Annotated in this window: 22 protein-coding genes; 16 read left to right on the top strand and 6 right to left on the bottom strand. The window is 65.9% G+C overall.

Going from position 1 to position 25452, the window contains the following annotated elements; genetic code table 11:
• The first annotated feature begins 64 nt into the window (after nt 1-64).
• The 16 genes from ABIC94_RS19005 to ABIC94_RS18930 all read left to right on the top strand — a co-directional run bounded on the left by ABIC94_RS19005 (nt 65) and on the right by ABIC94_RS18930 (nt 16603).
• Entirely contained in the window at nt 65-1243 is a 1179-nt protein-coding gene (locus tag ABIC94_RS19005; protein WP_354374547.1) for a tetratricopeptide repeat protein, read from the top strand.
• Complete coding sequence (locus tag ABIC94_RS19000; RefSeq protein ID WP_436318052.1) at nt 1210-2646, top strand: L,D-transpeptidase family protein; 1437 nt, start codon at nt 1210-1212, stop codon at nt 2644-2646. Before ABIC94_RS19005 ends, ABIC94_RS19000 begins: the two co-directional genes overlap by 34 nt.
• A 421-nt stretch (nt 2647-3067) precedes the next feature.
• Nucleotides 3068-3253: a Flp family type IVb pilin gene (locus ABIC94_RS18995; protein ID WP_354374545.1), complete on the top strand. Its 186-nt coding sequence runs from the start codon at nt 3068-3070 to the stop codon at nt 3251-3253.
• Nucleotides 3254-3292: 39 nt separating this feature from the next.
• Nucleotides 3293-3769, top strand: coding sequence for an A24 family peptidase (locus tag ABIC94_RS18990; protein ID WP_354374544.1), 477 nt, complete (start codon nt 3293-3295; stop codon nt 3767-3769).
• 65 nt (nt 3770-3834) lie between these two features.
• Nucleotides 3835-4830, top strand: coding sequence for a Flp pilus assembly protein CpaB (gene cpaB, locus ABIC94_RS18985; RefSeq protein WP_354374543.1), 996 nt, complete (start codon nt 3835-3837; stop codon nt 4828-4830).
• 48 nt (nt 4831-4878) lie between these two features.
• Nucleotides 4879-6246: a type II and III secretion system protein family protein gene (locus tag ABIC94_RS18980; protein WP_354374542.1), complete on the top strand. Its 1368-nt coding sequence runs from the start codon at nt 4879-4881 to the stop codon at nt 6244-6246.
• A 35-nt stretch (nt 6247-6281) separates the two neighbouring features.
• Nucleotides 6282-7568 carry an AAA family ATPase gene (locus tag ABIC94_RS18975; protein ID WP_354374541.1) on the top strand — a complete coding sequence of 429 codons (1287 nt, stop codon included), beginning with the start codon at nt 6282-6284 and terminating at the stop codon, nt 7566-7568.
• Nucleotides 7569-7577: 9 nt separating this feature from the next.
• Nucleotides 7578-8897 (top strand): CpaF family protein, encoded by a 1320-nt coding sequence (locus ABIC94_RS18970; protein WP_354374540.1) that lies wholly within the window; start codon nt 7578-7580, stop codon nt 8895-8897.
• Nucleotide 8898: 1 nt separating this feature from the next.
• Nucleotides 8899-9888: a type II secretion system F family protein gene (locus ABIC94_RS18965; protein ID WP_354374700.1), complete on the top strand. Its 990-nt coding sequence runs from the start codon at nt 8899-8901 to the stop codon at nt 9886-9888.
• Entirely contained in the window at nt 9885-10853 is a 969-nt protein-coding gene (locus tag ABIC94_RS18960) for a type II secretion system F family protein (protein ID WP_354374539.1), read from the top strand. Before ABIC94_RS18965 ends, ABIC94_RS18960 begins: the two co-directional genes overlap by 4 nt.
• Complete coding sequence (locus ABIC94_RS18955; protein ID WP_354374538.1) at nt 10850-11785, top strand: hypothetical protein; 936 nt, start codon at nt 10850-10852, stop codon at nt 11783-11785. Before ABIC94_RS18960 ends, ABIC94_RS18955 begins: the two co-directional genes overlap by 4 nt.
• Nucleotides 11782-12138, top strand: a complete 357-nt coding sequence (locus ABIC94_RS18950; protein ID WP_354374537.1) for a DUF3613 domain-containing protein — start codon at nt 11782-11784, stop codon at nt 12136-12138. Before ABIC94_RS18955 ends, ABIC94_RS18950 begins: the two co-directional genes overlap by 4 nt.
• Nucleotides 12139-12175: 37 nt before the next feature.
• Complete coding sequence (locus tag ABIC94_RS18945; protein WP_354374536.1) at nt 12176-12661, top strand: TadE/TadG family type IV pilus assembly protein; 486 nt, start codon at nt 12176-12178, stop codon at nt 12659-12661.
• Entirely contained in the window at nt 12658-13152 is a 495-nt protein-coding gene (locus tag ABIC94_RS18940) for a TadE/TadG family type IV pilus assembly protein (RefSeq protein ID WP_354374535.1), read from the top strand. Before ABIC94_RS18945 ends, ABIC94_RS18940 begins: the two co-directional genes overlap by 4 nt.
• 13 nt (nt 13153-13165) lie before the next feature.
• Complete coding sequence (locus tag ABIC94_RS18935) at nt 13166-15154, top strand: TadG family pilus assembly protein (RefSeq protein ID WP_354374534.1); 1989 nt, start codon at nt 13166-13168, stop codon at nt 15152-15154.
• Nucleotides 15155-15172: 18 nt separating this feature from the next.
• The gene (locus ABIC94_RS18930) at nt 15173-16603 is read left to right on the top strand and encodes a sigma 54-interacting transcriptional regulator (RefSeq protein ID WP_354374533.1); all 1431 of its coding nucleotides are present in this window, start codon (nt 15173-15175) and stop codon (nt 16601-16603) included.
• Nucleotides 16604-16615: 12 nt separating this feature from the next.
• Here the strand turns inward: ABIC94_RS18930 and ABIC94_RS18925 are convergent, their stop codons facing one another.
• The 6 genes from ABIC94_RS18925 to pal form a co-directional block, all read right to left on the bottom strand.
• Nucleotides 16616-18178: a TolC family protein gene (locus tag ABIC94_RS18925; protein ID WP_354374532.1), complete on the bottom strand. Its 1563-nt coding sequence runs from the start codon at nt 18176-18178 to the stop codon at nt 16616-16618.
• A complete protein-coding gene (locus ABIC94_RS18920) occupies nt 18175-19491 on the bottom strand; it encodes an HlyD family type I secretion periplasmic adaptor subunit (protein ID WP_354374531.1) in 1317 nt (438 codons plus the stop codon). The genes ABIC94_RS18925 and ABIC94_RS18920 overlap by 4 nt, the downstream gene beginning before the upstream one ends.
• Nucleotides 19492-19525: 34 nt before the next feature.
• Nucleotides 19526-21370 (bottom strand): peptidase domain-containing ABC transporter, encoded by a 1845-nt coding sequence (locus ABIC94_RS18915; RefSeq protein WP_354374530.1) that lies wholly within the window; start codon nt 21368-21370, stop codon nt 19526-19528.
• Nucleotides 21371-21449: 79 nt separating this feature from the next.
• Nucleotides 21450-21749: a hypothetical protein gene (locus tag ABIC94_RS18910; protein ID WP_354374529.1), complete on the bottom strand. Its 300-nt coding sequence runs from the start codon at nt 21747-21749 to the stop codon at nt 21450-21452.
• Nucleotides 21746-24823 (bottom strand): glutamate ligase domain-containing protein, encoded by a 3078-nt coding sequence (locus tag ABIC94_RS18905; protein WP_354374528.1) that lies wholly within the window; start codon nt 24821-24823, stop codon nt 21746-21748. Before ABIC94_RS18905 ends, ABIC94_RS18910 begins: the two co-directional genes overlap by 4 nt.
• Before the next feature lie 107 nt (nt 24824-24930).
• Entirely contained in the window at nt 24931-25425 is a 495-nt protein-coding gene (gene pal / locus ABIC94_RS18900; RefSeq protein WP_354374527.1) for a peptidoglycan-associated lipoprotein Pal, read from the bottom strand.
• Between the last annotated feature and the right edge of the window lie 27 nt (nt 25426-25452).

The following is a 25452-nucleotide window of genomic DNA, read 5'->3' as shown; positions in this document are numbered from 1 at the left end:
AGGTTAACGGCCCACTTACAATCCCTGCCGCTTCCCCTTCTCTCCTTACGAGGTCTTGTCCGCAATGCCCAAGAGCCCCCTGCCGCACGGCCGTTTCAGCTTTTCCCCTGCCGTGCGCGCCCTGCTCCTGGCAACCGCCTGCGGCATGGCAGTGCCCGCGCTGGCCGCGGTGGAGCACGATGAAGTCGACCGGCTCATGCAGGCCGGCAAGCTCGATGAGGCCATGACCCGCGCCGACGCCTTCCTGAAGGACAAGCCGAAGGACCCGCAGATGCGCTTCCTGAAGGGCGTGATTCAGCTCGACACCGGCAAGCGCGCCGAAGCCATTGCCGCCTTCACGCAGCTCACGCAAGACGCGCCGGAACTGCCCGAGCCGTACAACAACCTTGCGGTGATCTACGCAAGCCAGAACCAGTTCGACAAGGCCCGCAGCGCGCTCGAAAGCGCGATTCGCACCAACCCGAGCTATGCCACGGCACAAGAGAACCTCGGCGACGTATACGCGCGGCTGGCCAGCCAGGCCTACAGCAAGGCCTTGCAACTCGACCAGAACAACACCGCGGTGCAGCCCAAACTGGCGGTGATTCGCACCCTGTTCACCCCCGCGCCGGCTGGCGCCAAATCCGCGGCCGTGGTGGCAGCGGCTGCGCCGGAGGCAAGCCGCCCTGCGCCTGCCGCGAAGGCAGTTGCACCCGCCGCGGCGCCCGCACCGGTCGCAAAGGCACCCGCAGCTCCAGCACCTGCACCTGCACCCATTGCTGCGCCAGCGCCCGTCGCCAAGGCAGTGGCTCCCGCGCCGGTACCCGCGGCACCGCCGCCCGCAGTGGTCGCCAAGGCACCCGAGGCTTCATCAGCGCCATCCGCACCCGCGGCTGCATCGGCCGCTGCCGCAGTTCCCGCTTCGTCGACGGCCGAGGTGGAATCTGCCGTGCGCGGATGGGCTGCCGCATGGGCGGGCCAGGACATGGACCGTTATCTCGCCGCTTACGGGCCCGAGTTCAATCCTGGCGGCGGGCAAAGCCGCAAGAGCTGGGAAGACGAGCGCCGCGCGCGCATCGTCGGCAAGTCGAGCATCAGCGTGAACATCGAGAACCTGGTGATCAACATCAACGGGCAGGCCGCAACCGCCAAGTTCCGTCAGATCTACCGCGCCGACACCCTCAACATCTCGAGCCGCAAGACGCTGGAACTGCAGCGCTCCGGCAACCAATGGCACATCCGCAAGGAAAGCGTCGGCGGGTAGTGGCAGGCATCGTCCGGCGCGGCCGGCCACAGAACCCTCCGCTGCAGCGCGGCGGAAACATGCTTGCCGCATTGGTTGCGGCATCGGCCCTGCTGCTGGCGGCGCCCGGCGTGGCCAGCGCATCGACCCAGCCCGGCAGCACGAAGACCAGCAGCGCCAAGGCCAAGGCTGGCGCCTACAGGGAAGCAAAAGCCAGGACGAAGAACGCCTCTGCAACGGCGGCAACCAGAACCGCGGCCAGGTCCGCACCGCGCAAGGCGGCCGCATCTTCATCCGGCGCCATCCAGGAAGCCGGCGGCGCCGAAGCCCGCCTGATTGCCGTCTACGAGCTGTTCGGCCGCGGCCAGACCCGGCCCGCGTTGGCCAAGGCGCGCGATCTGGTGCGGGACTATCCCAACTTCCAGCTCGCCCAACTCGTCTACGCCGACCTGCTCGCAACGCAGGTGCCTCTGGCGCATGCCTTCTCGGACGCCTCCGGCATCGCCCGGCTGCGCGGCGATCCGGCCATGGCCGACCTGCGCGAGGAATCGCGCCGGCGCCTGCAGGCCCTGCGCGAAAGACCGCCGGCCGGCACCGTGCCCTCCCAGTTCCTGGCGCTGTCGACGCGCAGCCGCTATGCCATTGCGGTCGACGCCTCGCGTTCGCGGCTCTACCTGCTCGAGAACTCCGGCAAGGGACTGCAGCTCGTGGCCGACTACTACATCTCGGTCGGCAAATCGGGCATCGACAAGGCCACAGAGGGCGATGCGCGCACGCCGCTGGGGGTGTACTACATCACCAGCAGCCTCGATCCCAAGTCGCTGCGCGACTTCTACGGCGCCGGCGCGCTTCCCATCAACTACCCCAACCCCTATGACGTGCGGCGCGGCAAGACCGGCGGCGGCATCTGGCTGCACGGCACCCCTTCGCAACAGTTTGCGCGGGCGCCTCTGGCCAGCGACGGCTGCGTCGTCATGGCCAACCCCGACCTGAAGCAACTGCTGCGCAAGGTGCAGATCGGCGCCACGCCGGTGATCACGGCGCGCAGCCTGCAATGGATCTCGCCGCCACAGGCCGAAAAAGAAGCCCAGGCATTTGCAAGCACCATCGCGGCCTGGAAAGAGGCCAGAGCCAATGGCAATGAAGCGCAATTGAAGAAATTCTATTTTCCGGATTTCCAGCGCAACAACAATAAAAAATCCACCGACGGATTTTCAGTTCTCCACGATGAAGTGGAATACGCCCAAGGCAAGCGCGTCCAATTCAAGGATGTGTCCTATCTGCATTGGCGCGACGGCGACGACACCATGGTCGCCACCTTCGGCGAGGTGTTCGAAGGTGAAAAAAGCGGGCGCACACGCCGCCAATACTGGCTGCGCCAAGGCGGCGATTGGAAGCTTTTTTACGAAGAAGTACTCGGCTGAGTACCCTCTTAGGCCCTTCTGCCGACGGGGTTGAGCCCGAAAAATGTGATTTTTTCCTCAGATGTAGCACCAGACTTGGGCGTTACATATGGATTCACACCGTCCGCGTTACGTAACACGTAACCCATTTGCTCCCGTAACAAGAATCTTTCGCACGTTCCGCGGGGCCGTAACGCGCGTCCCACATTCATGGGATATGGCCGCTCTGCCACAGAGGGAAAAATGCCTTCCCAAGACGCCTGCTCCCCTCTGAAGCAGGAACTTCCATGAGTGCGGCAGAGGTTGGCCGCCATCGTGCTTACGTCTTCTTGCTAGCACAGGAAAGGCAGTGCCTCACGGGTTCACCTTCTTGATACACGGAGTTACGCCGTATAACATTCACTTTGCCAGTCGTTGTTAACAACTTTTAAAGGGGTAAACCATGCTCAATTCAATTACTCGTTTTTTGCGCGACGAAGAAGGTGCCACCGCAATTGAATATGGAATTATTGCAGGGCTGATTTCGGTGGTGATGATTACAGCCATTACTGGTACGGGCGGGATCGGCGCCAGCCTGACGACAATTTGGACGGATATCAAAACCGCCATTGCAACTGCTGCCGCTTGAGGTATGTGAAAAGCAATGACGTCAGCCTATTTGATCTGGTTGCTCTTCATTGCCATCTATGACTTCAGGCAGCGCCGCGTTCCCAACTGGCTTGTGCTCGCAGGCGCCTTCCTGGCTCTTGCGGCACTGGCAACGGGAATGGCTCCCATCGAGCAAGACTGGACTGCCGCCCTGCTCGGCGCAGGCGTCGGCTTCGGCTTTCTGCTGCTTTTCTACGCACTCCGGGTCATGGGAGCGGGCGACGTGAAATTCGCCGGAGCTCTCGGACTCTGGGTGGGCCTTTCTGCGCTGCCGCCCATATGGCTCATCGGCAGCCTCCTCGCCGGTCTTCACGCCGCGCTTTGGCTCGCTCTTCAGCGCTGGCCCGTTTTCCCGCGGCTTTCGCTGGTGCTCTTCGGGCCATCGTCTTCGCCGGAAGGCCAGGCGGCGCCACCCCGGGTTCGATTTATTCCTTATGGGGCCTACCTCGCGCTGGCCGCCGCGGTGTGGATGGTTTGGGGTCGACAGGGTAGCTAGTCGCTCCGTCACCACGAGTTGTTCATCGATGACTCTCGAATTGCTCCTTCCTTGACCCGCCGCCCATGATCAATCTCACCAAAATCATTGCCGCCATCCTCGTGCTCCTGGCCCTCGCGCTCGGCGGCTATGCATGGCTGCTCAGCCGGCAGCCGCCACCGCCGGTTGCGGTCGCCCCTTCGGCCGCCGCCCCGGCCAAGGCGGCCCAGGCGCAAACCTTCCGGGTGGTCGTGGCGTCCAAGCCGCTGCCGGCAGGCCGGGCGATCCCGGCCGACGCGCTTCGCGTCGAACGCCTGACCATCAATCCCGCAGGCGCTTTCCAGGAGACGGCGCAGCTTGCGGGCCGGGTGCCCGTCATCGACCTGGGCGAGGGCACGCCGCTCGCCGAAGCGCAACTGGTTTCCGGCCTGGCCCTGCGCGTCAACGAAGGCGAACGCGCGGTCGCCATCAAGGCCGACGAGGCCATGGGCGTGGGCAACAGGGTCCGGCCCGGCGATTTCGTCGATGTCTTCCTGATGCTCAAGTCCGACAGCAAGGACATCGACCGCAGCCAGGCGCGCCTGCTCCTGTCGCGCAAGCGTGTGCTGGCCTACGGCGGCGCTTCCATCGATGGCATGCCTTCCGGAATGGACAAGAACGGCGCAGCCCAACAGCAAGCCCAGCGCGCCGAAGCGGCGCGGACTGCCGTGCTTGCAGTGCCCGTGGACGACATCAACCGGCTGACACTCGCAGAAAGCAGCGGCCGCTTGCTTCTGGCGCTGCGCAATCCCACCGACATGTCGGAACCCGACCCGAAGCTTTTTGCCGAACTGCCCACGGCCCTGCAGCCGGTGCCGCCAAAAGCCGGCGAAGCCCGCAGGGCCCCGCTCGAAGGCCTGGACCGCGCCCAGGCCGGCATGACCGCCGTCGACTTCGTGACAGGCGGCAAGCCGGGCAACTCGCGAGTGCCAACCGTCGCCACCGCAGCCCCCGCGAATCCCCCGGCCCGCACGGGCGGCTCCCGCGGCGGACTGCAGGTCGAGATCATCCGCGGCGACCGCAGCGAAACCATCAACTACTGATCAGCAACCAGTGGCACGCACATGCAAGCCACCCAGGAAACGAACACCATGACGATCGCCCCTCGTGCGAAAACAACCGGCACGGCGCGCTCCATGCGCCCGACCCTCGCGGTGCTGTGCCTGCTGGCCTCGGGCGTCTGGCCGGTGGCATCCGCAACGGCGGCGGATGCAGAGGCGGCGCCTGCGCGCGCTGCGCTTCAACTGCGGATCGACGCGGGCACGCAAAAGGAACTGCTGATCGGCAAGGGCATCGAGCGCATGGCCATTGCCGACGAAACCGTGGCGGGCGTTGCGCTCACCCGCCAATCGCCCAACTCGCCGGCGGCGCGCCTCATCGTCACCGGCAAGGCGGCCGGCCGCACCACGCTCATGATCTGGGAAAAGGGCCAGGCCAACGCCATCGTCTATGCGCTCGAAGTCCGGCGCCGCGCCTCCACGCTCAATGGCTCGCTCAACAGCATGGAGGCGCACCAGGAGGCGCGCGATGCGGCCATGTCGGCCGGCGGAGAAAAGTCGGCGCTGATCGATCGCTCCGTGGTCAATGTGCGCAGCAACACCGTGCAGGTCGAGGTCAAGATCGTCGAGTTCAACCGCAGCGTGCTCAAGCAGGCCGGGCTCAACATCTTCAGTACGCGTGCCAATTCGAACGGCTTCAGCTTCGGCGTATTCACGCCGTCGTCGCTGCGTTCAGCCTCGTTCGCTCCTGGCGGTGCGATCAGCGGCGAATACAACAACCCGCTCGCGCAGGCATTCAGCCTCTTGTTCAATTTCGGCAAGGCCGGCATCGGCCTGAACGTGGGTTTTCTCGAGGGCAACGGCATGGCCCGCGTGCTCGCCGAACCCACGCTGGTGGCGCTGTCGGGCCAGAGCGCGAGCTTTCTGGCGGGCGGTGAACTGCCCGTGCCGGCACCCCAAGGCCTGGGCACCACGAGCATCGAATACAAGCCTTTCGGCATCGGCCTCACCGTCACGCCCACGGTGCTTTCGAACGACCGCATCGTGCTCAAGGTGGCACCGGAGGCCAGCGACCTGGACTACACCAACTCGCTCAGCATCGGCGGCGTGGCCGTACCCGCCATCAGCACCCGACGCGCCGACACCACGGTGGAACTCGGCGACGGCGAAAGCTTCATCATCGGCGGCCTCGTGAGCCGCACCACCACCTCGAATGCCGACAAGGTTCCGCTGCTCGGCGACATCCCGGTGCTCGGAGCCTTCTTCAAGCAGAACAAGTACCAGATGAGCGAGAAGGAGCTGGTGATTCTCGTCACGCCGCATCTGGTGAAGCCCATTGCGCGCGGCACCGATCTCGGCCCGTACCTCCCCGGCGGCGCCGAGCAGCGCGACGGACCGGTGTGGCGCGCCCACCTTCTGGGGCCCGCTTCGGGCACCACTGTTCCGGGCTTCTCACGTTGACTGAAACAAACCCCACAGATCCGGTGGCAGACGCCATGAACGCTCCCCGCGACAGCCTTCCAGACATCGGTGCGGAGACCTACCTCTTCGCATCGCCCAACAGCGGCCACATCAACTGGCTGACCGATGCACTCGCCCGGCTGGGCACGGTGGTGAACCTTCCCGCCGAGGCCAAGTCGCTGGACGAGCGCATGGCCATGCTCGGCCCCGCCGCGGTGTTTCTCGATTTTTCGGGTGACCATGCCGCGGCGGCAAGCGAGCTTCACCAGCGCCTCAAGCGCGAATGGCCGACGCTGCCGGTGCTGGCCACCGGCGTTTCGGCGGAGCCCGCTTCCATGCTGGCCGCATTGCGCGCAGGCGTGGACGATTTCGTGGACATGGCCGCGCCACCGGCGGATGCGGTCAACACGCTGCGCAAGCTGCTCGATCGCCAGAGCAGCCTGCCGGGCCGCACGCGCGGACGCACGCTGGCGCTGCTCGGCGCCCGCGCCGGCATCGGCGTGACAACGCTCGCGGCCAGCCTGTCGCTCGTGCTCAAGGACCAGCTGTGCCAGGCCGGCGCCCTGCCCCAGGCCGGCCGCAACACGCGCGGCGGTGTCGCGCTGCTCGACCTCGGCCTTCCGGCCCGCGACGGGCTGCTTTATCTGGACACGCAAAGCGGCTTCAGCTTTGTCGACGGCGTGCGCAACCTGCGCCGCCTCGACCAGACCCTGCTGCACACGGCGCTGGCCCACCACGCGAGCGGTGTGGCCGTGCTCCCGCTCCCTGCGAGCCTTGCGCAGGTGCGCGAGATCTCACATGCGGATTCGGTGGCGCTGATCAAGCGGCTCGGTGATTTTTTCGATTTCCAGATTGCCGACCTCGGCGGCTTTTCGACCCTCGACTTCGTCGCCCAGACGGTGAAGGCGGCGCCGCGCAGCTGGGTCGTGTGCGACCAGAGCATCGGCGCCATCGTTTCCACGGCGACCATGCTCAAGGAGCTGCGCACGCGCGGCGTGGAGACCGAGCGGCTGTCGCTCGTGGTCAACAAGTTCGACAGCCACGTGGACCTGTCTGCCAAGGACGTCGCCGAGCGGCTCGAACTGCCGCTGCACCACGTTGTGCCGGCGCGCAGCACGCAACTGCTGGCGGCGGCAAGCCGCGGCGAAATGCTGGTGCGCACAGCGCGCAATGACGCCTATTCGCAAGCCGTGGCCGAACTGGCGCGCGGCCTGCACCAGGAATTCGTGTCCGGCACAGGCCAGCCACCGGCCAAGGAATCCCGCTGGGCCGCGCGCATCCCGCGAATTGCCGGTCTCTGGAAAAGCTCTAGCGAAGGTTGAACCGCCCTTATGTCCAACGATCTCGAATTCGCCGACGACGACCAGGCGTTCATCAACTCCCAGCAGTTCCAGGACATCAAGAGCTGGACACACGACCATCTGCTGAGCCGCATCGAAGAGCTCGGCGCGGAGTTCGGCCGCTGGTCGCGCGCCTCGATCCAGCAGTTTGTCGAACTGGAAGTCGACAGCTTCGTGCGGCTGCGCCGGGTGCCGATCAACGACCGCGAGATGCAGCTCATCTCCGACGCGCTGACCAAGGAGCTTGCGGGTTTCGGCCCGCTGGAAGACCTGCTCAACGATTCGGCCGTCGAAGACATCCTGATCAACGGCTACCAGAACGTGTACGTCTCGCGCCACGGCATGCTGGAGCGCGAGACGGTGCGCTTTGCCGATGCGGAGCACGTGATGCGCATCGTGCGCCGCATTCTCGCGCCGCTCGGCCGGCGGCTGGACGAATCCAACCCCATGGTCGATGCGCGCCTGCCGGACGGCGGCCGCATCAACGTGATCATCGAGCCGCTGGCGATCGACGGGCTCTCGGTTTCGATTCGAAAGTTCCGCAAGGAGCCGCTCACGCCGGCCGACATGGTGAAGCTCGGCACCTTCGACGCGGGCATGGCGCAGTTGCTGGAGATTGCCGTTCGCGCACGCTGCAACATTCTTGTGAGCGGCGGCACCAGCTCGGGCAAGACCTCGCTGCTCAATGCGCTGGCCACCTTCATTCCGCCGCGCGAGCGCGTCATCACCATCGAAGACACGGCGGAGCTTTCGCTCGGCACCAGCCACGTGGTGCGGCTCGAAAGCCGCCCCGGCGGATTCGACGGCACCGGCGTGGTGTCCATCCGCGACCTGCTGCGCAACAGCCTGCGCATGCGGCCCGACCGCATCATCGTGGGCGAGGTGCGCGGCGCCGAAGTGATCGAGATGATGCAGGCGATGAACACGGGCCACGAAGGCTCGATGGGCACCATCCACGCCAGTTCGCCGCGCGAGTGCCTGTACCGCCTTGAAATGCTCGCGGGCTTTGCGGGCTACCAGGGAAGCGAAGTGAGCCTGCGCCGGCAGATTGCCAATGCCATCGATTTCATCGTGCAGATCGGGCGCCTTTCGAACGGCCAGCGCCGCATCCTCTCGCTGAGCGAAGTCACGGGCGTCAACGACAACGTGGTGGCCATGCAGGAGCTCTACCGCTACGAACCGATCACGTCACCCGACGGCGAGGAGCGCGACCGCTGGGTGTCGCTGGGCATTGCGCCGCATTCACCCAAGATCACGCGCTTCAGGCAGTCGCTGACACGCACGCAGCAGGGGGACAACAACCGTGCGTGAAATGCTGCTCGCGGTGGCCTGCCTCGCTCTGCTGCTCGCAGCCGCGGGGCTGCTGCTGTGGCAATGGGCCAAGGGCCGCCAGGCACGCCAGGCGGCCGCGCGGCACCTGAACCAGCAGATCCAGGCAAGCACGGCCGCGGGCGTACCGGTGCCGATGCCCATACCCTTGCGGGACCCGGCCAACGACAACCTCATGGCGGGCGTGACCTCGGACCCATGGCTCAACGCCGACGCGGGCACCGCGGCCGCCGCATCCGCCGGGTTGCTCGAAAAGGCCCTGCCCGAATGGCTGATAGGCGTGATCGCTCCGCGCACGGCCGCACTGGGGCTGGCCGTCATCGTGGCGGCGGCCGCACTCGCCGGCCTTCTTGCCGGCTGGGTGTCGGGCCTGAGTGCGCTCGCGCTGCTGGCTGTTCTTTCAGCCTTCGCGGTCTGGCTGCGGCTGCAGAAGTTCCGCCGCAAGCTCGTGAGCCAACTGCCCGGGTACATCGACGCGATGGTGCGGCTGATCACCATCGGCAACTCCACGCAGGCGGCGTTCCAGCTTGCGATTGCCACCACCGAGGCGCCGCTGCGCGGCCAGCTGGAGCGCTCTGCAGCGCTGGTGCGCGCGGGCATGGACCTGGATCGCGCCCTGCACCAGACGGCCAGCAATGTGCGCATCGAGGAAATGTTCCTGCTGGCGTCCATCCTCGGCCTGGGCGTGCGCTACGGCGGGCGCTCCGACCTGCTGCTGGAGCGCGTGGGCAACTTCATGCGCGATCGCGAGCAAGCCGAGCACGAGTTGCTCGCCCTGTCGTCCGAAACCCGGCTTTCCGCCTGGATTCTCGGGTTGCTGCCGGTGAGCGTGGGCGCCTTCTTCATCCTCACCAATCCCGGCTACTTCATGGGAATGTGGGACGACGGGACCGGCCGCGTCATGGTCCTTTCCGCCGCAGGCTTTCAGCTGTTCGGCGCGGCACTTCTCTACCGGCTGGCGAAACTCACATGACCTTCAGCACCAATCAACTGGCGATCATCAGCCTGGCGCTGCTGGCCCTGGGCCTGATGGCCGGTGCCGGTGCGCTGATTGCGGCGGAGTTGCGCCGCGCGCGCAGCGGCAAGGTCATCGGCCGCGCCATCCAGCAGAGCACCACAGCGCCGGGCGGATCCGCGGCGTCCGTCGATGCGGCCGACGGGTTCAACGCCTCGGCAAAGCCGGACATCGAGTTGCCGTTTCACTGGCTCGATTCACGGATCGGCCGTGCACTCGTGGCCAACGAGGACCGGAACCTCATCGATCAATGCGGCTTTTCCTCGAAGCGGGCCCAACTGGTCTTTCTGGTGACCCGCATCCTCTTCACCTTCCTTCTTCCCTTTACCGTCTACGTGCTGTGGAGCGCGGGCCGTCCGCAGCGCACCGTCACAATCGTCCTGGCGGCCGCGTTCGTCATCGGCTTCATGGCACCCAAATGGGTGCTGGGCCGCATTGCCGCCAAGCGCCGCGAGCGGGTGAACCAGGAGCTGCCGCTGTTCATCGACCTGCTCCGCCTTCTGCAAGGCGTGGGGCTGAGCCTGGACCAGAGCCTGCAGATCATGGCCAGCGACTTCTCGCACGTGTTGCGCGTGCTCGGCTACGAGCTGACCTTTGCCAACAACCAGTACAGCCGCGGCCGCAGCCGCGAGCATTCGTTGCAGCGCCTCGCAACCTTGCACAAGAACGAGAACCTCCGCGGGCTCGTGTCCTTGCTGGTGCAGGTCGACAAGCACGGCGGCGCCGTGCAGGAGCCGCTGCGCGTCTTCAGCGACCGGCTGCGCGAACACCGGCGTTCCGAAATGAAGGAACGCATCGGAAAGATCACCGTGAAGATGACCGCGGTGATGGTGACCACGCTGCTGCCGGCGCTGGTCATCGTCACGGCGGGGCCGGCCTTTCTTGCCATCTTCCGCTCACTTGGAGCCGCCGCCGCAAAATGAAAACCGTCCACCTTCGCACCAGCCCGCTCCCTGCTTGCCGCTTGCTGGCTTTGGCCTGCGCGGCGGCCGCGGCGCTCGCCCTCACAGGCTGTGCCGGCCCCAAGGACCAGTACGCCGCCAGCGCCGATGCGCAGCAGCGCATGGCCGCCGAAGCCGCGGCGGACACGAAGGCCGGTGCGGCCGTGGACACGCAGGCCACCTATCTCAAGCTCGTCGAGCAGATGCAGAAGGAAGACCTGTGGTTTGCATCGCTCGCGCACATCGACGCTCTGGAGCAGCGGTGGGGCGTGTCGCCCGAATCCACACGCACGCGCGCCGAAGCGCTGCGCCAGACCGGGCAGGCTGCGCCCGCCGAAGCCGCCTACAAGCGCCTGCTGGCCACGCCGCTGGCGAGTGCGGGCTACCGTGGGCTGGGTCTCCTGGCGGGCATGCGCGGCAACTATGCCGAGGCGGTCCAGCTGCTTGCGCAAGCGCAGCGCCGCACCCCGACCGATGCGCTGCTGCTGAGCGACCTCGGCTACGCGCACCTGGGCGCCGGCCAGATCGAAGAAGCGCGGCTGCCGCTCATGCAGGCCTTGCAGCTGCGCCCCGACAGCGCCCAGGCGCAAGCCAACCTCGCGCTCTATCTCGAAGTGACCAACCAACCCGACCGGGCGGCAGCGCTGATGGATGTCCACCGCATGCCCCAGCCGACACGCGCGGCCGTGCGCGAAGCGGCATTGCAGATGCGCGCATCGGGCAGGCTGCCCGCACCCGTGGTTGCCGCCGCAGCGGCGGGAACGCGCGTCGACCCTGTTGTGCCGCCCCTTGCGCTCAAACCGTCCCGATGGAGCGGCGCCGGCGGCATGAGAACCGCGAGCCAGACGAACCCTTCGGCCTCCGCACCTGAAGCGCCGCTTTCACTGAACTCGACATCGCGAGGTACACCATGAACCATCAGCTTGCCGAGCGGATCGCGTTGACGGCCGCACTCTTCTTGATGGCCACCACCGCCTTGGCGCAAGCCGTGCCGCCGGCGCCGCAACCTACGGAAGCGCAGGAGGCCGAGGCTGAAGAGTTCGACTCGCCGCCACCGCTGCTCATGGGCGATGCAACGCAGAGCCTGCTCGCCTGGCAACGCAGCGGAGAAATCGCTTCGCGCACGCCCCGGCCCATTGCCGGCAGCGTGGCCAGCCGCAGCTATGAGCGCTACATCAAGAGCTTCGAGCATCCGATCCCGGAGCAGCTGGGCTCCACGGTGACGAAGTCGAAGGGCGGCGGCGGCGCCTCTTCCGGAGGACGGTAGTCGAAGAGCCGACTCCCGCCGCGCAAAGAAAACCACGATGGAAACACGCAACCACGCAAAGCCCGGACACGCCCAACACGGCGTGTACGCGATCGAGTTTGCGTTCGTGTTCCTGATCGCCTTTGCGTTGCTGTACGCGGTGATCTGCTACGGCTTCTTGCTGACGATGCGCATGAGCCTGCAGAACGCGGCGGAAGACGGTGCCCGTGCAGGACTGCGTTATCAGAGCAGCCTGGAAGCCAGAAAAACCAAGGCCAACGACATTGCCGTAGCGCGCAGCGACTGGTTGCCCGCGGGCCTGAAAGCGAACCGGAATGTCGAGGCAAGAATTTGCCTGGCGGGAACGGACGACTGCTCGCAGGCGGCCCCCCCTTGCGGCCCGGAATGGAACAACCGGTGCCAGGTGGTCGTGACCGTCGCTGTCAGCGGGATCGATGCGTTGTTTCCCGCGTTCCCGAGTTTTGCGGTCCCCGACCGGATTGCGGGCCAGGCCAGCATGCTGCTCGACGGGAGGTCGTTGTGAAGTCCAGCCGGCTGAAACTCGAACGGGCCGTGGGTCGCCGCCAGCGAGGCGTTGCTGCCATCGAGTTTGCGCTCGTCTTCGGTGTTCTGTTTCTCGGCATCTATGGCCTCGTGACGTTTTGCGGCGTTCTGTACGTCCAGCAGGTCATCTCTCGCGCGGCCGAGGATGGCGCGAGAGCCGCTCAGTCTTTTCGCAGCGACACGCCGGCCGCAGACCTGCAAACGAATGTTCGAACGGCGGTGTACCGTTCGCTGGCACTCTCGATGATCACCCCAGCGTCGGTGGGCGCCGCCCCTTCGTCAAAAGAAGACTGGCTCCGGGAAAAGATGGCGGGCATCCCCCCTGAGGTGACTGTTTCGCTTGGAGAAGTTGCGGTGAAAGTGACTTACCCCTACCGCGCCAATCCGCTGCTGCCGCCCGTTCCGCTCACCGGAAGCTGGATGCCCGAGCAGCTGCTTGGCAAGGCCACGGCGGCCAGGTCCTCTTCATAGACAGATGCGAACGATGCGCGCATTCAATCGAAGAACAGCACGGCGGCAAGGCGGGTCGGTGGTCATCACCGCGATCATCGCGTTGAGCCTTCTGGTCATCGTGCTTGTCGGTGTTGAACTGGGTTACATGTTCTTTCTGAAACGCGAGCTTCAGAAGACAGCCGATCTTGCTGCGCTGGCGGGTGCGCAGGCGCTCGAAGACGAGAGTTGCACAACCGCGACGGCGGCTGCGATTGCCAATGCGGCACGGAACCTTCCACCTGCCATGGCGGCCGTCGGCGCAGACAGCGTGGTGTGCGGCCACTGGGATCCTTCGTCAAGGCCGAGTGCCCCCCACTTCGGGCCGCCAGAGAGCGGCCAGCGTTTCAACGCAGTGCGGGTCACCATCAGCAGAACCCCGGCGCTGCTGCTTGCAGGTATTCCCGGCAACGAGCCAAGGCCTATTGGCGTCGATGCGCTGGCGGCTCGAAAGCACCCGCTCGCGGCATTGAACATTCGCAGCACGCTGGTCAGCGTGGACAGCACGCAGTCCCCGTTGCTCAATGCGGTGTTCGGCGGCCTTCTGGGCGGAAGCCTCAACCTCGACGCCGTGGGCTGGAACGGTTTGATCAACACCGAGCTCAACTTGCTGAGCTTTCTCGACGAGTTGGCCCTTCAACTGGGTGTTGGCGCAGGAAAGTACGACCAAGTCCTCGCCACCGATGTTTCGGTGGGCACGTTGGCGCAGGCCATGATCAATGCGCTCCAGCGCAGTGGGGGCGCCGCCCAGGTGGCGATAGACGCGCTCAACCTGGTAAAGATTGCAGCCAACGCCGCCCCCGCCCAGCCGCCGCTGAAACTCGGGGATCTGCTTGGGCTACAAGCCGGCACGGATGCAGCGGGGCTGGACACCAGCATTCAGCTTTTTCAGTTGCTGCAGGGCGTGGTTCAGGCTGCCAATGGCAAGAACGGCCTCGCCGCCGACGTGAATCTTGCAGGGCTCACTGCCAGCATCAAGGTCATCGAGCCACCGCAAGTGTCCGCCATCGGCGATCCGACACTTGCCAAGCTCAACCCCACCGGACCGGACCAGATATTCGTGCAAACCGCCCAGGTACGGACATTCGTTTCGATCGGCATGCCCGCACTGGACGCGGTGACCAATGTAGTCAACGCGGTCCTCGCAGTGGTTTCCCCCGTCACCGATCTTTTGAAAAATCTCCTCGGTCTGAATCTCGTAACAGGGCTCACGAACATTCTCAATTGCGTTCTTGGATGCACGCGAGATGTGACCGACATCAAGATACTTCCACCGCCGTTGAGACTCGATATCAGCCTGGACGCGGGCAGTGGCGCATCGCGAGTGACGGACTTCAACTGCGCAGTCGGCGAAAAATCGCTCACGGCTCAAACCACGACTTCGATCGCAAACCTGCGTGTCGGAAGCCTGGGTGCGACAGCCGCAATTGCAAAGGCCAATGCCTTTTCGTCGACGACGCCGCCCGTTGTCAGCGCAGTGCCGATCATCGACATCGGCTCACAGACTTGCCTGCTTGCGCCACTCGGGCTGGCGGTGATCAGCTGCAATACGGCGAGCCGCAAGGCCTTCCAGGGTGGGGGACTCGCTTTGAAGGCAGATCCTCCTCCCATTGGAGCATCAACTCAGTCGCAGCTCTTTCAAAACCCTCCCGAGCTGGAAGCACCACCTGCATACCTGGAAATTTCGACGCAGAACATCGTCGACAGCCTGAGCAACACCCTTTCGGGGGTGAGCAATCTGTTGACGGTTATCCCACCCAATCCCCCCGTATCGGCCGCAATTCTTCCGACCTTTCTTACAGCGTTGAACAACACATTGGGCGGAGTGATCGCCGCTGTTCAAGACGTGGTGTCCGATGCACTGAGTCCGCTCCTGGATCCGCTGCTGACCACTTTGTTGGGCGACGTGCTCGGCGCCAGTCTCGCCCGTACAGAAGTCGGCGCCCGCTTGAGCTGCTCCAAAGGTGCCGAGCTTGTCTATTGATATACGTATTCCCCTGTCATGAGCGCTCCCCCCAACTTCGACGAACTCGACCTCTTTGTCTGGGAAGGCAAGGCCGACATCCTCGACCGTATCGCGCGGTGCATGGCGAGCTTCGATGTGGAGGTGATCCGGGCCGACGGCATGCCGCCTCCGCAGCAGGAACGCGGCACCGCGCTGCGGCCGTCAGTTGCCATCCTCAGTGTCACGGTCATCGACACGGGCGGCCTGGCGCACGCGACCGAGTTGCTGCAGGGCATGCCGGTGATCTGGGTGGCGGCCGGCTCGCGGGAGCGCGACTCGCGCACTTACCCGCCCGAGTACCTGCACGTTCTGCCCTACGACTTCACCTGCGCCGAGCTGCGCACGATGGTGGCCAAGCTGGTGCGGCAATTGCGCGCACGCGACGTGGCACCGCAGGCGCCCGACGTGCTGGTGGCTCACTCGGATGCGATGAAGTCGCTGCTTGCCGAAGTGACCGCTTTTGCCGATTGCAACCACAGCGTGCTGGTGCGCGGCGAAACGGGCGTGGGCAAGGAACGCATTGCGCAGCAGCTCCACCTGGGGCACCAGCACTACAGCAAGGGCGCGTTCGTGGCGGTGAACTGCGGCGCCATTCCCGATGGCCTGTTCGAGTCGCTTTTCTTCGGCCATACCAAGGGCTCGTTCACGGGCGCGGTGCATGCGCATCGCGGCTATTTCGAACAGGCGACGGGCGGCACGCTGTTTCTCGACGAGATCGGCGACTTGCCTAAGTACCAGCAGGTCAAGCTGCTGCGGGTGCTGGAGGACAACGCAGTGACGAGGCTCGGTGCCACGGCACCGGTTCGGGTCGACTTTCGGCTGGTGGCCGCCACCAACCGCAACCTGCGCGAGATGGTGGCCAGCGGCGAGTTCCGCGCCGACCTGTTCTACCGGCTCGCGGTCATCGAGCTTCATGTGCCCAGCCTCGAAGAGCGCGGCGAGATCGACAAGATCGCGATCTTCAAGGCCCTGCTGGGCAATGTGCTGGGCGACGAACTCGAAGCGTTGGGTGAAACGCCGCACTGGCTGAGCGATGCGGTCGCGGAAACTTACTTTCCCGGCAACGTGCGGCAGCTGCGCAACCTCGCCGAGCGGGTGGGCGTGATTGCGCGGCAGCTGCACGCATGGGACCAGCACCTGATTCAACGGGCCATTGCACTCACGCGCGGCACGCCGACGCCCACGCCGGGCTCGGCCGAAAGACACGGACACAACGGTAGCGCCAACGGCGTGGCGCTCGACGGCAACGGCGATCGCAAGGGGTGGAACGGCAGCGAGCGCAACCGCATCATCGCGGCGCTGGAGATCAACGACTGGAAGCGCCAGGACACCGCGCAGCATCTGGGCATCAGCCGCAAGGTGCTGTGGGAAAAGATGCGCAAGTATCAAATCCTGGACGGAGAGCCAGGCATCCCCGAGGACGCCTGAGCCCTTCGCCGCTCAGCGCTCTGCCAGGCGGGCGGTGCGGCGCAGCGGCGGGTTCGCCGCAGCCGCGGCAGCGCCGCGATCGACAACAGGTTCGCTGGCGCAGCTTGCATTGCTCGAGATGCACAGCGCGGTGAGCAGGCCGTCCTCGCTCAGGGCCGGCCGGCTCGGCGGGCCGAAGATGCGGTCGACCCAGGCGTTGCTGGCTTCGGGGTCGATGCGCAGCTCGCCAGTGGTGCGCGCCAGGCGCAGCTCTGAAATGCGCAGATCGAACACGGCGTCGACATAGTCGAACAGCAGGTTGTAGTAGTCGAGCTGTGCGTCGAGCACGGCGGGCAAGGTCTCGCGGCCGAACTCCATCAGGCGGCGCCGGCCGCGGAAAGCCTGGCCCGAGGTGCTGACGGCTTCCATCAACTGGCGCTCGCGCTCGCGTCCGGAAACCGTACGAGCCCACGAGGCTGATGTGAGCTCCAGCAGATTGAGCTTCACGCCTTCGAGCTTGGCTTCCTGGTTGCCGACTTCGGCCAACGCGGACTTCAGGCGCAACTGGCGGTCGAAGCCGTTGCCGAAGTTCCAGTTCAATTCAAAAGCCGCGCGCGTCGGATCTTGCGGCGACACGCCGCGCGGGTCCTTGCTCTTGACGAACACCGCGTCCACCGTGGGGTAGATGCTGGCCTCCTGCTGATCGACCAGGGCCTGTGCCCGCGCAACGCGGCCCTTGGCTTCGGCGATTTCGGTGCTGCGCTCTTCGGCGCGCCGCAAGGCTTCTTCCTGCGAAGCGATGCGCCAGAGCGTGGGCGCCGCGAGCACGGGCAGCGAATCGGTGTTGGGCGTGAACTTGAAGTAGGTGTTGAACTTGGCCACCGCCTCATCGCGCTGCGCCTGAAAGTCGGATTCGCGTGCGGCCACGCTGGCGCGACGCGCAGCCGCCATGTTCAGGTCGTTTTCGCCCGCGGCGCCGAGCGCGACGCGCCGGGCCTCGGCCTTCGACAACTCGGCCACCACTTCGGTGGACTTGCGCGCAATCTGCTTCTTCAGGTCGAAGCGCTGCACCTGCAGGTAGGCGGTCAGCGCATCGAGCACCACCTTCTGCGAGGTGGTGACGACCGCCTCGTCGTCGGCCTGGTTGCCGGCCTCGGCCGCTCGCACCGCGGCACTCATGGCGCCGCCGTCGATCAGGCTCACGCGCGCCTCGGCGGTCAGCACGGTGTAGTTCTCGGTCTTGGCGTTGGCCGCGCCGCTGTTGTAGTTGCCGGACGCGGTGCCCATCTTGAAGCGCGGAAAGCGCGCCTTCTTGGCTGCGTCCACGCTGTAGCTGCTGGTGTTGGCGGCCGCCTGCGCGGTCTGCACCTCGGGGTATTCCTGCGAGAGCGCGACCAGTGCCTGCTTCACGCGCTGGGCATAGCTGGCGGCGCCGACCGACGGCGTGGAAAGGCGGCGCGCCGGCACGAGTTGCGCCGGCGGCGCCTCCTGCGCCACGGCGGCGCCCGGTGGAACCGCGAAGCCCGCGCACAGAGCTGCATAAAAAAGAACGCCGGTGCCCGTGCGCCGCCGGCCTATCGAGTTACGGCCCCTCATGGTTCGCGGAAGGCTTCGCGCCGCAGCTTGAGCACAGGACGAAGGAGGTACCAGATGAACGGATCGGTTCCCACCTTCAGGTCCACCTCCGACTCCATGCCGGCGGTAACGCGGTTGTCCTGGTGTCCCACATAGGATTGCCCGGTGCCGATCAGGATGCGGTAGTACGGCGCCGCGTTGGCAATGGCCGGATCGCGGTCGGCATCGGCGGCCACCAACGTGACCTTGCCGTCGATGGCGCCGTAGCGCAGGTAGTCGTAGGCGGTGATCTTCACGCGCGCCGCCTGCCCGACTTCGACAAAGCCGCGGTCGTTCGGATTCAGCCGCGCTTCGATCATGACCTCGTCCTTGTCGGGCACCACTTCCATGATGGCCTCACCGGGCTTGATGACCCAACCCGGACTGGCGCTGCGCAGCCCCTTGACGATGCCGTCGGCGGGCGCCTTCACGATCGTGCGCGAGCGCTGGGTACGCGCGCGCGCCAGGTCTTCGCTCAGGCTCGCGAACTGGCGCTCCACGGTGGCCAGCTCGTCCGACGCGCGGCGCCGGAAGCGGCCTTCGGCCTCGGCCATCTTGGCCTGTGCCTCGGCAATGGCGGCGCTGGCAGAAATGGCGCCCTGGCGTGCCACGGCCAACTCGCTTCGCACACCCTCTACCAGCCTGCGCTTTTCGAGCACCTCGACCTGCCCGACCAGTTTTTCGCTGAGCAGCTGCTCCGAAATTTCGAGCTCCTTTTGCATCAGCGCCAGGCGGTCATTCAGGCCCTTGACCTTGGCCTGCTGTTCGAGCTCTTTGCTGCGCGCCTGTTCGAGCCCCGACACCGCGCCGGCCATCACGCCGCGCTGCTCGAGCGCGCGTGCTTCATAGGCACCGGTTTCGCCGTCGAGCACGCTCTCGTCGATCTCGGCGGCAAAACTCTCGCGCTTGAGCGGCTTGCCGCGGCTTTCGGCGATGAGCCGGATGCGGGTGGCTTGCGTGGCTGCATGGCGCGCGGTGAGTTCCTCGAAGTTGAGGCCGCTGCCGCCAAGGTCGATCTCGACCAGCGACTGGCCCTGCCTGACCCTGTCGCCTTCCTTCACCAGCACGTTGCTGACGATGCCGCCTTCCAGATGCTGGATCGACTTGACGCGGTCCGACGGAATCACGCGGCCGGGCGCCACCACCACCGTTTCCATCGGAAAGCCCAGGCCGATGACGGCCAGCACGGCCACCACGCCGCCGATGATCCACTGTCGGCGCCTGCCTTCGGGCGATGCATGCGCCGCGCGCTTGTGCTCTTCATCCTGAAGTATCTGCGGCAGGTCTGATTTCAAATCGCGGCTCCCAATTATTCTTCGATCGCGCGGCTCAAGCCATCGAGCGGTTTGCGACGACGGTGCCCTGCGAATGCGCTCCGGCATCGTCGTCTGCCGCCGTGGAATCGGTCAGGGCCACCAGCGCTTTCTTGACCCCGAAAAGCTTCGGCACCATCACGGCGGCCGTTCCCTGTTCGACATTGCCCTGCCCCGTGACGTGGTAGACCACCGTGGCCGCCGAGACGATGCGCAGCGAATGCGTCACCACCACCACGGTGCGCACCTTGGCCACCGCGAGCAATGTGGCGAGCAGCGTGCGTTCGCTCTGGAAGTCGAGGTCGTTGCTCGGCTCGTCGAGCACCAGCACCGAGGGCTTGCGCAGGAAGCTCATGGCCAGCGCGAGCTTGCGCCGCTCGCCCACCGAAAAGCCGGTGCCGCCTTCGCCGACCACGGTGCGGTAGCCGTCGGGCAGCTTCGAGATGAAGTCGTGCGCGCCCGAGAGCTTGCAGGCCGCCACCACCTGCTCGTCGCTCTGCCCCGGGGCCGTGCGGCGCATGGTGTCGATGAGCGGACCGCCGAACCAGTACACCTCTTGCGAGAGATAGCTGATCCAGCGCGAGAGCTCTTCGCGGCCGAACTGCGAAAGGTCGTACTCGCCGATGCTGATGACGCCGCGCGTGGGCGTGTACAGGCCCGAAAGCAGCTTGACCAGCGTCGACTTGCCGGCGCCGTTGCGCCCGACGATCACATGCAGGCCGCCCGGCCCGATGTCGAGATCGACGTTTTCGAGCACCGGCTTCTGCGCGTCTTGCGTGAAGCTGAAGCTCACGTCCTTGAGCGTCACGCGGCCCAGCGGCTGCGGCAGCGTCATGCCGCTCGGCGGCTTTTCGACCGGCTCGGCGAGCACTTTCTCGAGCCGCTTTGCGGCCTCTTTGGCGGCGGCCAGCGAACGCCAGCTCGATACCAGGCCGGCGACCGGCTGCAGCGCCTTGAGGGCCAGCATGTTCGATGCGACCAGGCCGCCGATCGTCATCCACTGCTCCATGACCGATACCGCGCCCACCGTCACCACGATGACCGAGAAGACCGTCAACAACACGGTGGTGCCGTCGCGCGCGGACTCGATCTGGCCGTTCTTGCTGAAGCTCTCGCTCAGCCAGGCGTTGTAGGTCTGGCGCCACATCTCGACGGTGGGGCCGTCATTCGACTGCGTCTTGAGCGTTTCGCGCGCATTGCAGATTTCCGAGGTCATGCGGTCGAGCCCGCGGCCGCGCTGCACTTCCTCGACCCGGCCGGTACGCACCTCGTCGGCCCACCACCAGGCCAGGAAGGCCATGACGCCGAGGAACAGAACCACCACAGGCAACACCGGCAAGGCGACGATGCCGATCACCACCAGCGCGAAGATCGCCATCGGCAAGTCGAAGATCGATTGCGCCAGCCCGCCTGTGACGGTGCCGCGCACCGACGCCACGTCGCGAAAGAACTGGTGCCAGATCGAGGCCGGGCGCGCTTCGAGTGCGCGCAGCGGCCGGTTCAGCATCGAATCGAGCAGTGCACCCGACACCCCGTGGTCGATGATGGCGCCCGCATTGCGCAGCAGGCGCGAACGCCGCGTACGCATCCAGAACTCGATGCACAGGAAAAAGAGGATGCCGCTCACCAGCGCAGCCAGCGTCGAAATGCCGCTGCGCGACAGCACGCGGTCATACACCTGAAGCAGGAAGATCGACGGCAGCAAGCCGAAGAGGCTGATGGGCAGCGAGCGCCAGGCCGCGCTCTTGACCAGCGGGTATGCGTCGCGAAAGGCCTTGCTCAGCGCACCTGCATACGGACTCGCGCCCGGCTCTTCGGGCACATCGGCAACCAGCTGGCTGGGCAAGAGAAACTTGATCATGGGAAATGGCCGATCCGTCGGGCAGTGACGCCTCGATGATTATCAACTGTTACCCCGCTGTTACAAGCAAAATCTACCCTTACACACCGCTGCATCGCGACGCTGGCGCGGACTCTTGGAGTGTCGTTCCGTCGCGGGCTGCGACAGGCTTCAGGATGCCTTCGGCGACCACACAGCGCGTGGGTTTTCTGGCCCCCGAACGAGCGTCATCCGTGGGCAACCCCTCGGCCAGCACCAGCGCGATGTTTGCGCACAGCAACATGCAAAGAAGCCACGCGCCGAGCAGCTGCAGCCAGCCAAGCCACCAGCGGCGGGCGGGCGCCGCCGCCTTTGCTGGATAGCGTTGAAGGGGCAAGGACAGGTACGCGTTGAATTTCATGGCAGCGCTTTCAAAACCCGGGCCAGCCGGGACAGGCCGACGCCTGCGGAACTCTTGGCCAACACCCAGTCGCCCGGCTGCAGCAGGCCGCCGAGCGCAGTCGACAAATCGGACACATCGACGAACCAGTGCGACCTGACCTTGGTGCGGATGCGTGCATGCAGCGCCCGCATGAGCGGGCCGCACAGCAGCACGCGGTCGGGCTGCGATGCGAGCAGCTCGGGCTCCAGGTCGAGGTGATGCCGCTGCGCGGCGGGGCCGAGCTCCTGCATGTCGCCGAGGATCGCCACGCGCCGGGCCGGCTCGCAGGGCGCCTGCGACAGCAGTTCGAGCGCGGCGCGCATCGAACTCGGGTTGGCGTCGTAGGTTTCGTCGATCAGCTTGAAGCTGCCGCCGCCGATGTGAATGGTGTGCAGCGCACCGCGTCCGCCCGGCGGCTCGAAGTGCGCGAAGGGCTCCACCGCGGCGGCCAGCTTCAGGCGCATGGCCTGCAATGCCGCGAGCGCGGCCACGGCGCTCGCGCCCATGTGGCGGCCCGGTGCGTTGAGCCGAAGCTGAAACGGTTCGCCGAGTACCAATGCCTGCACTTCGCCGTGATCGAACGCGAGCAACCGCACATCGGCGTCCTTGTGCTCGCCATAGGTCACGATCTGGAGCTGGTGCGCCATGGCGGCTTCGGCGAAGGTCGCGAACTCGGAAATATCGCGGTTCAGCACAGCGCTGTCGCCGGGCGCCATGCCTTCGAAGACTCGGCTGTCCAGGCGCGCGGCCGCTTCGGACGGGCCGCGGTGTTTCTGCGAAGCGGCCGAAAGCCCCGTCACCACGGCCAGCATCGGCCGCACCAACTGCGCCGAAGCCAGCATGTGCGGCGAGCCCATTTCCAGCACCCAGTAGGCCGCCTGCCGCGGCATGCAGGTCAGGTTCCACGCAATGCCGGAAGGCAGGCTGACGTTGCCTTCGGGCCGGCCCACCTCACCCCAGACGGCCAATGCATCGGCGAGCATCGCGGCCACGGTGCTGCTGCCGGTGCCGCTGCCCAGCACGCCGCACACACGCCCGCCGAACTCGGTGCGCGCATGCATGCCCAGTTCCAGCACCGCCTGCAGCACATTCGGCACCTGAAGCACGGGCACGCGCTTGTCGAGGTGCGGTGCGGGGTCGGTGCACAGCACGGCGGCCGCCGGCTGCAAAACGCCTTTGAGCGCAACGGCGGCCAGCGCTGTCTTCGAAGGGCGTGCCTGGTGCTCGAACACCACGCGGCCCTTGCGCAGAAAGGAGCGCTGCGTCACGCCGGTGGCGCGCCAGCCGTCTTCCGGCCTCACGACCCATTCGCCGCCGGTCACGCGGGCCATGTCGCTCGCGGTCCAGGGGGCGCCGTCGTCCCTCATATGGCTGCTGCCGGCACCGGGCACGGCCCTGCGCTCCAGCAGGTAGCGGTGATAGGCCACAAAGCCCGACACGTACTGCGCCACGTCGTCGACGCGCACGCGGAATGCGTGATGCCGGATGAAGAAAGAACCGGCGACGGAGGACGGCCGCCGGAAGTACATCGCCATCTCGGGCCAGAAGAAGCCATTGAGCAGGTAGTGGGCGCGGTACTCGAGCGCGCGGTAGAACTTTTCGGTGTCGAGCTCGTCGAGCAGGTGCCGCATCGCGGGCATGCCTTCGAGCCGCTGGAGCATTTGCTGCGCGGCAAGCATGAGCTCGAGCAGCGTCGGAAACGTGGTCTTGCGGTCGAGCACGAAGTCCAGGTAGCCGGCCACGTTCTGCAGCCCGAAGCGAAAGTACTTTTCCTGCGGGTTCCAGCGCGTGAGCTCGTTGACGCAGCAGCTCAACCCATGGTCGTGCGCCTGCCAGTGCTGGCTTGCAATGAAATGCTCGAAGGCCTTCTCGACCGCGGCGAGCCATCGCGCATCTCGCGTGAGGCCATACAGGCGCATGAGTCCGAAGACCGCTTCGCCGTCGTAGTAAATGGCGCGCGAGACCTGCTTCACACACAGGTCGGCGGCATGCAGCACGTGGTTGAAACGGCCCGTGGCGACGTCCTGCATCGACACGATGCCCAGCGCCAGCTTTTCGAGCAGCGGCAGCCATTCGCGTGTATCCGTTGCTTCGCAGTACTTCACCAGTGCGAGCACGCAGGCCGCATTGCCGCTCAGCTTGATCTCTTCGTCGGCATCGACAAGGAAGGCGACTTCGCTGCCGTCGGCGAGCCTGCAGTCCCGTATGAAGACGTTTGCAAGATGGTCGAGCGCGCGATCGATGGCCGAACGCAGCGTGTCGCCCGGCGTGAGCTCCCATGCCTCGATCATGGCGTGGAGCACGCTCGCGTGGCGGGTCGAATCGTAGGTCGGAATGCGGCGGTCGAAGCACGGAAAGTGGCCGTAGGCGAACAGCCCGTCGCCCTGAACCTGGCGCGCGAGATAAGACGAGCCGCTGCGCACGAGGTCGAGCACGGACTGCGGATTGAGCGCGGGCGCCTGGCGCCGCCCGGCGTCGAGCCCCGTTCCCACGAGCTTGTGCACGACACAGTCGGGCTGGCAGAAAACGCCCACCGTCGCGAGCAGATAAACCGGCCGGTCGGACGGCAGCTCGAACGTGAGCGCGCGGGCGAAGCGCGCCTGGCCGTAGATCTCGAAGTTGCGTGTATTCACCACCGCATGCGCAACGGTCGAATCGCCATACAGCATCGCGTTGGCGTTGAGCTCCTGCTCGGTGAATGCGGTCTCGAAGTCCTTGTCGAAGGCCAGGCCGAGACGGAAGTAGTTGCGCTTGACGGCGGCGAGCTGGGCCTTGAACTGCGCCCAGTCGATGGGGCTCGCGCCCTCGACCCAATCGATGCGCAGCCAGGGCGAGACGATGCCGTGTTCGTGCACCCGGCGCGCCACGATTTCGGCGCCTTCGCGCCACGCGGCTTCGAATTCGGCCGCGCGCGTATGCACCACGTGTGCGCGCTGCGATCCGTCGCTGACCGAGAAGAAAAGCGTAAACGCCGGATAAGGCGCCGGCAGCGCCGCGCACACCGAGACCAGGCGCTCGTGGCAGGCGTGGAGCTGGTCGGAGAAGGACATCATTCGGCCCCGATCGAATACGGGAGACCGATCGCGCCCGTCATGTGCTCTCGCTTTTTTGACGCAGCGGACCGGGGTCTCCCCTCGAAGGCATCGCGGTTCTCCGGATTTCAGCGGTCGCTGAATTCGGCTCTGCGATTGAGCTGATAGCCCTCCTCGGTGGTTTCAGGGGATGCCGGTTTTTCCATGCCCCAGCTGACGGCCTCGATGCGCTCGGCCGGCACGCCGAGCTGCATGAGCGCGCGTTGCACGGATTCGGCGCGGCGCTGGGCCAGCGCAAGGTTGTATTCGCGGCCGCCGCGCGAGTCGGTGTGGCCCTCGATCATCACTTTGCTGGAGGGGCTGTTCCTGAGAAAGCCCGCATGCGCTTCCACGACGTTGCGGTACTGCGGCTTGACGTCGTACTTGTCGAAATCGAAGTACACGATCTTCGTCGCGACCGGGCTGCTCTGCACCGGCGGAGGCGGCTCCACCTTGGCCACCGGGGTGGCCTTGTTCGAGTAGTAGTACGTCGCGTCTTCGCGTCCGCTCTTGGGTCCTGTTCCGCAGGCGGCAAGGCTTGCCCCCAGTGCGACGACGGCCAGTATCCGGGAAGTGTTTTTCATGTTGAGTCCTTTCGCGCGGGGCAGGCC

This window comes from Variovorax paradoxus, assembly GCF_040544635.1.
Taxonomy (GTDB): Bacteria; Pseudomonadota; Gammaproteobacteria; order Burkholderiales; family Burkholderiaceae_C; genus Variovorax; species Variovorax paradoxus_R.
Note: the sequence above shows the minus strand (reverse complement) of the source record. Positions and strands in the feature narration are given on the sequence as shown.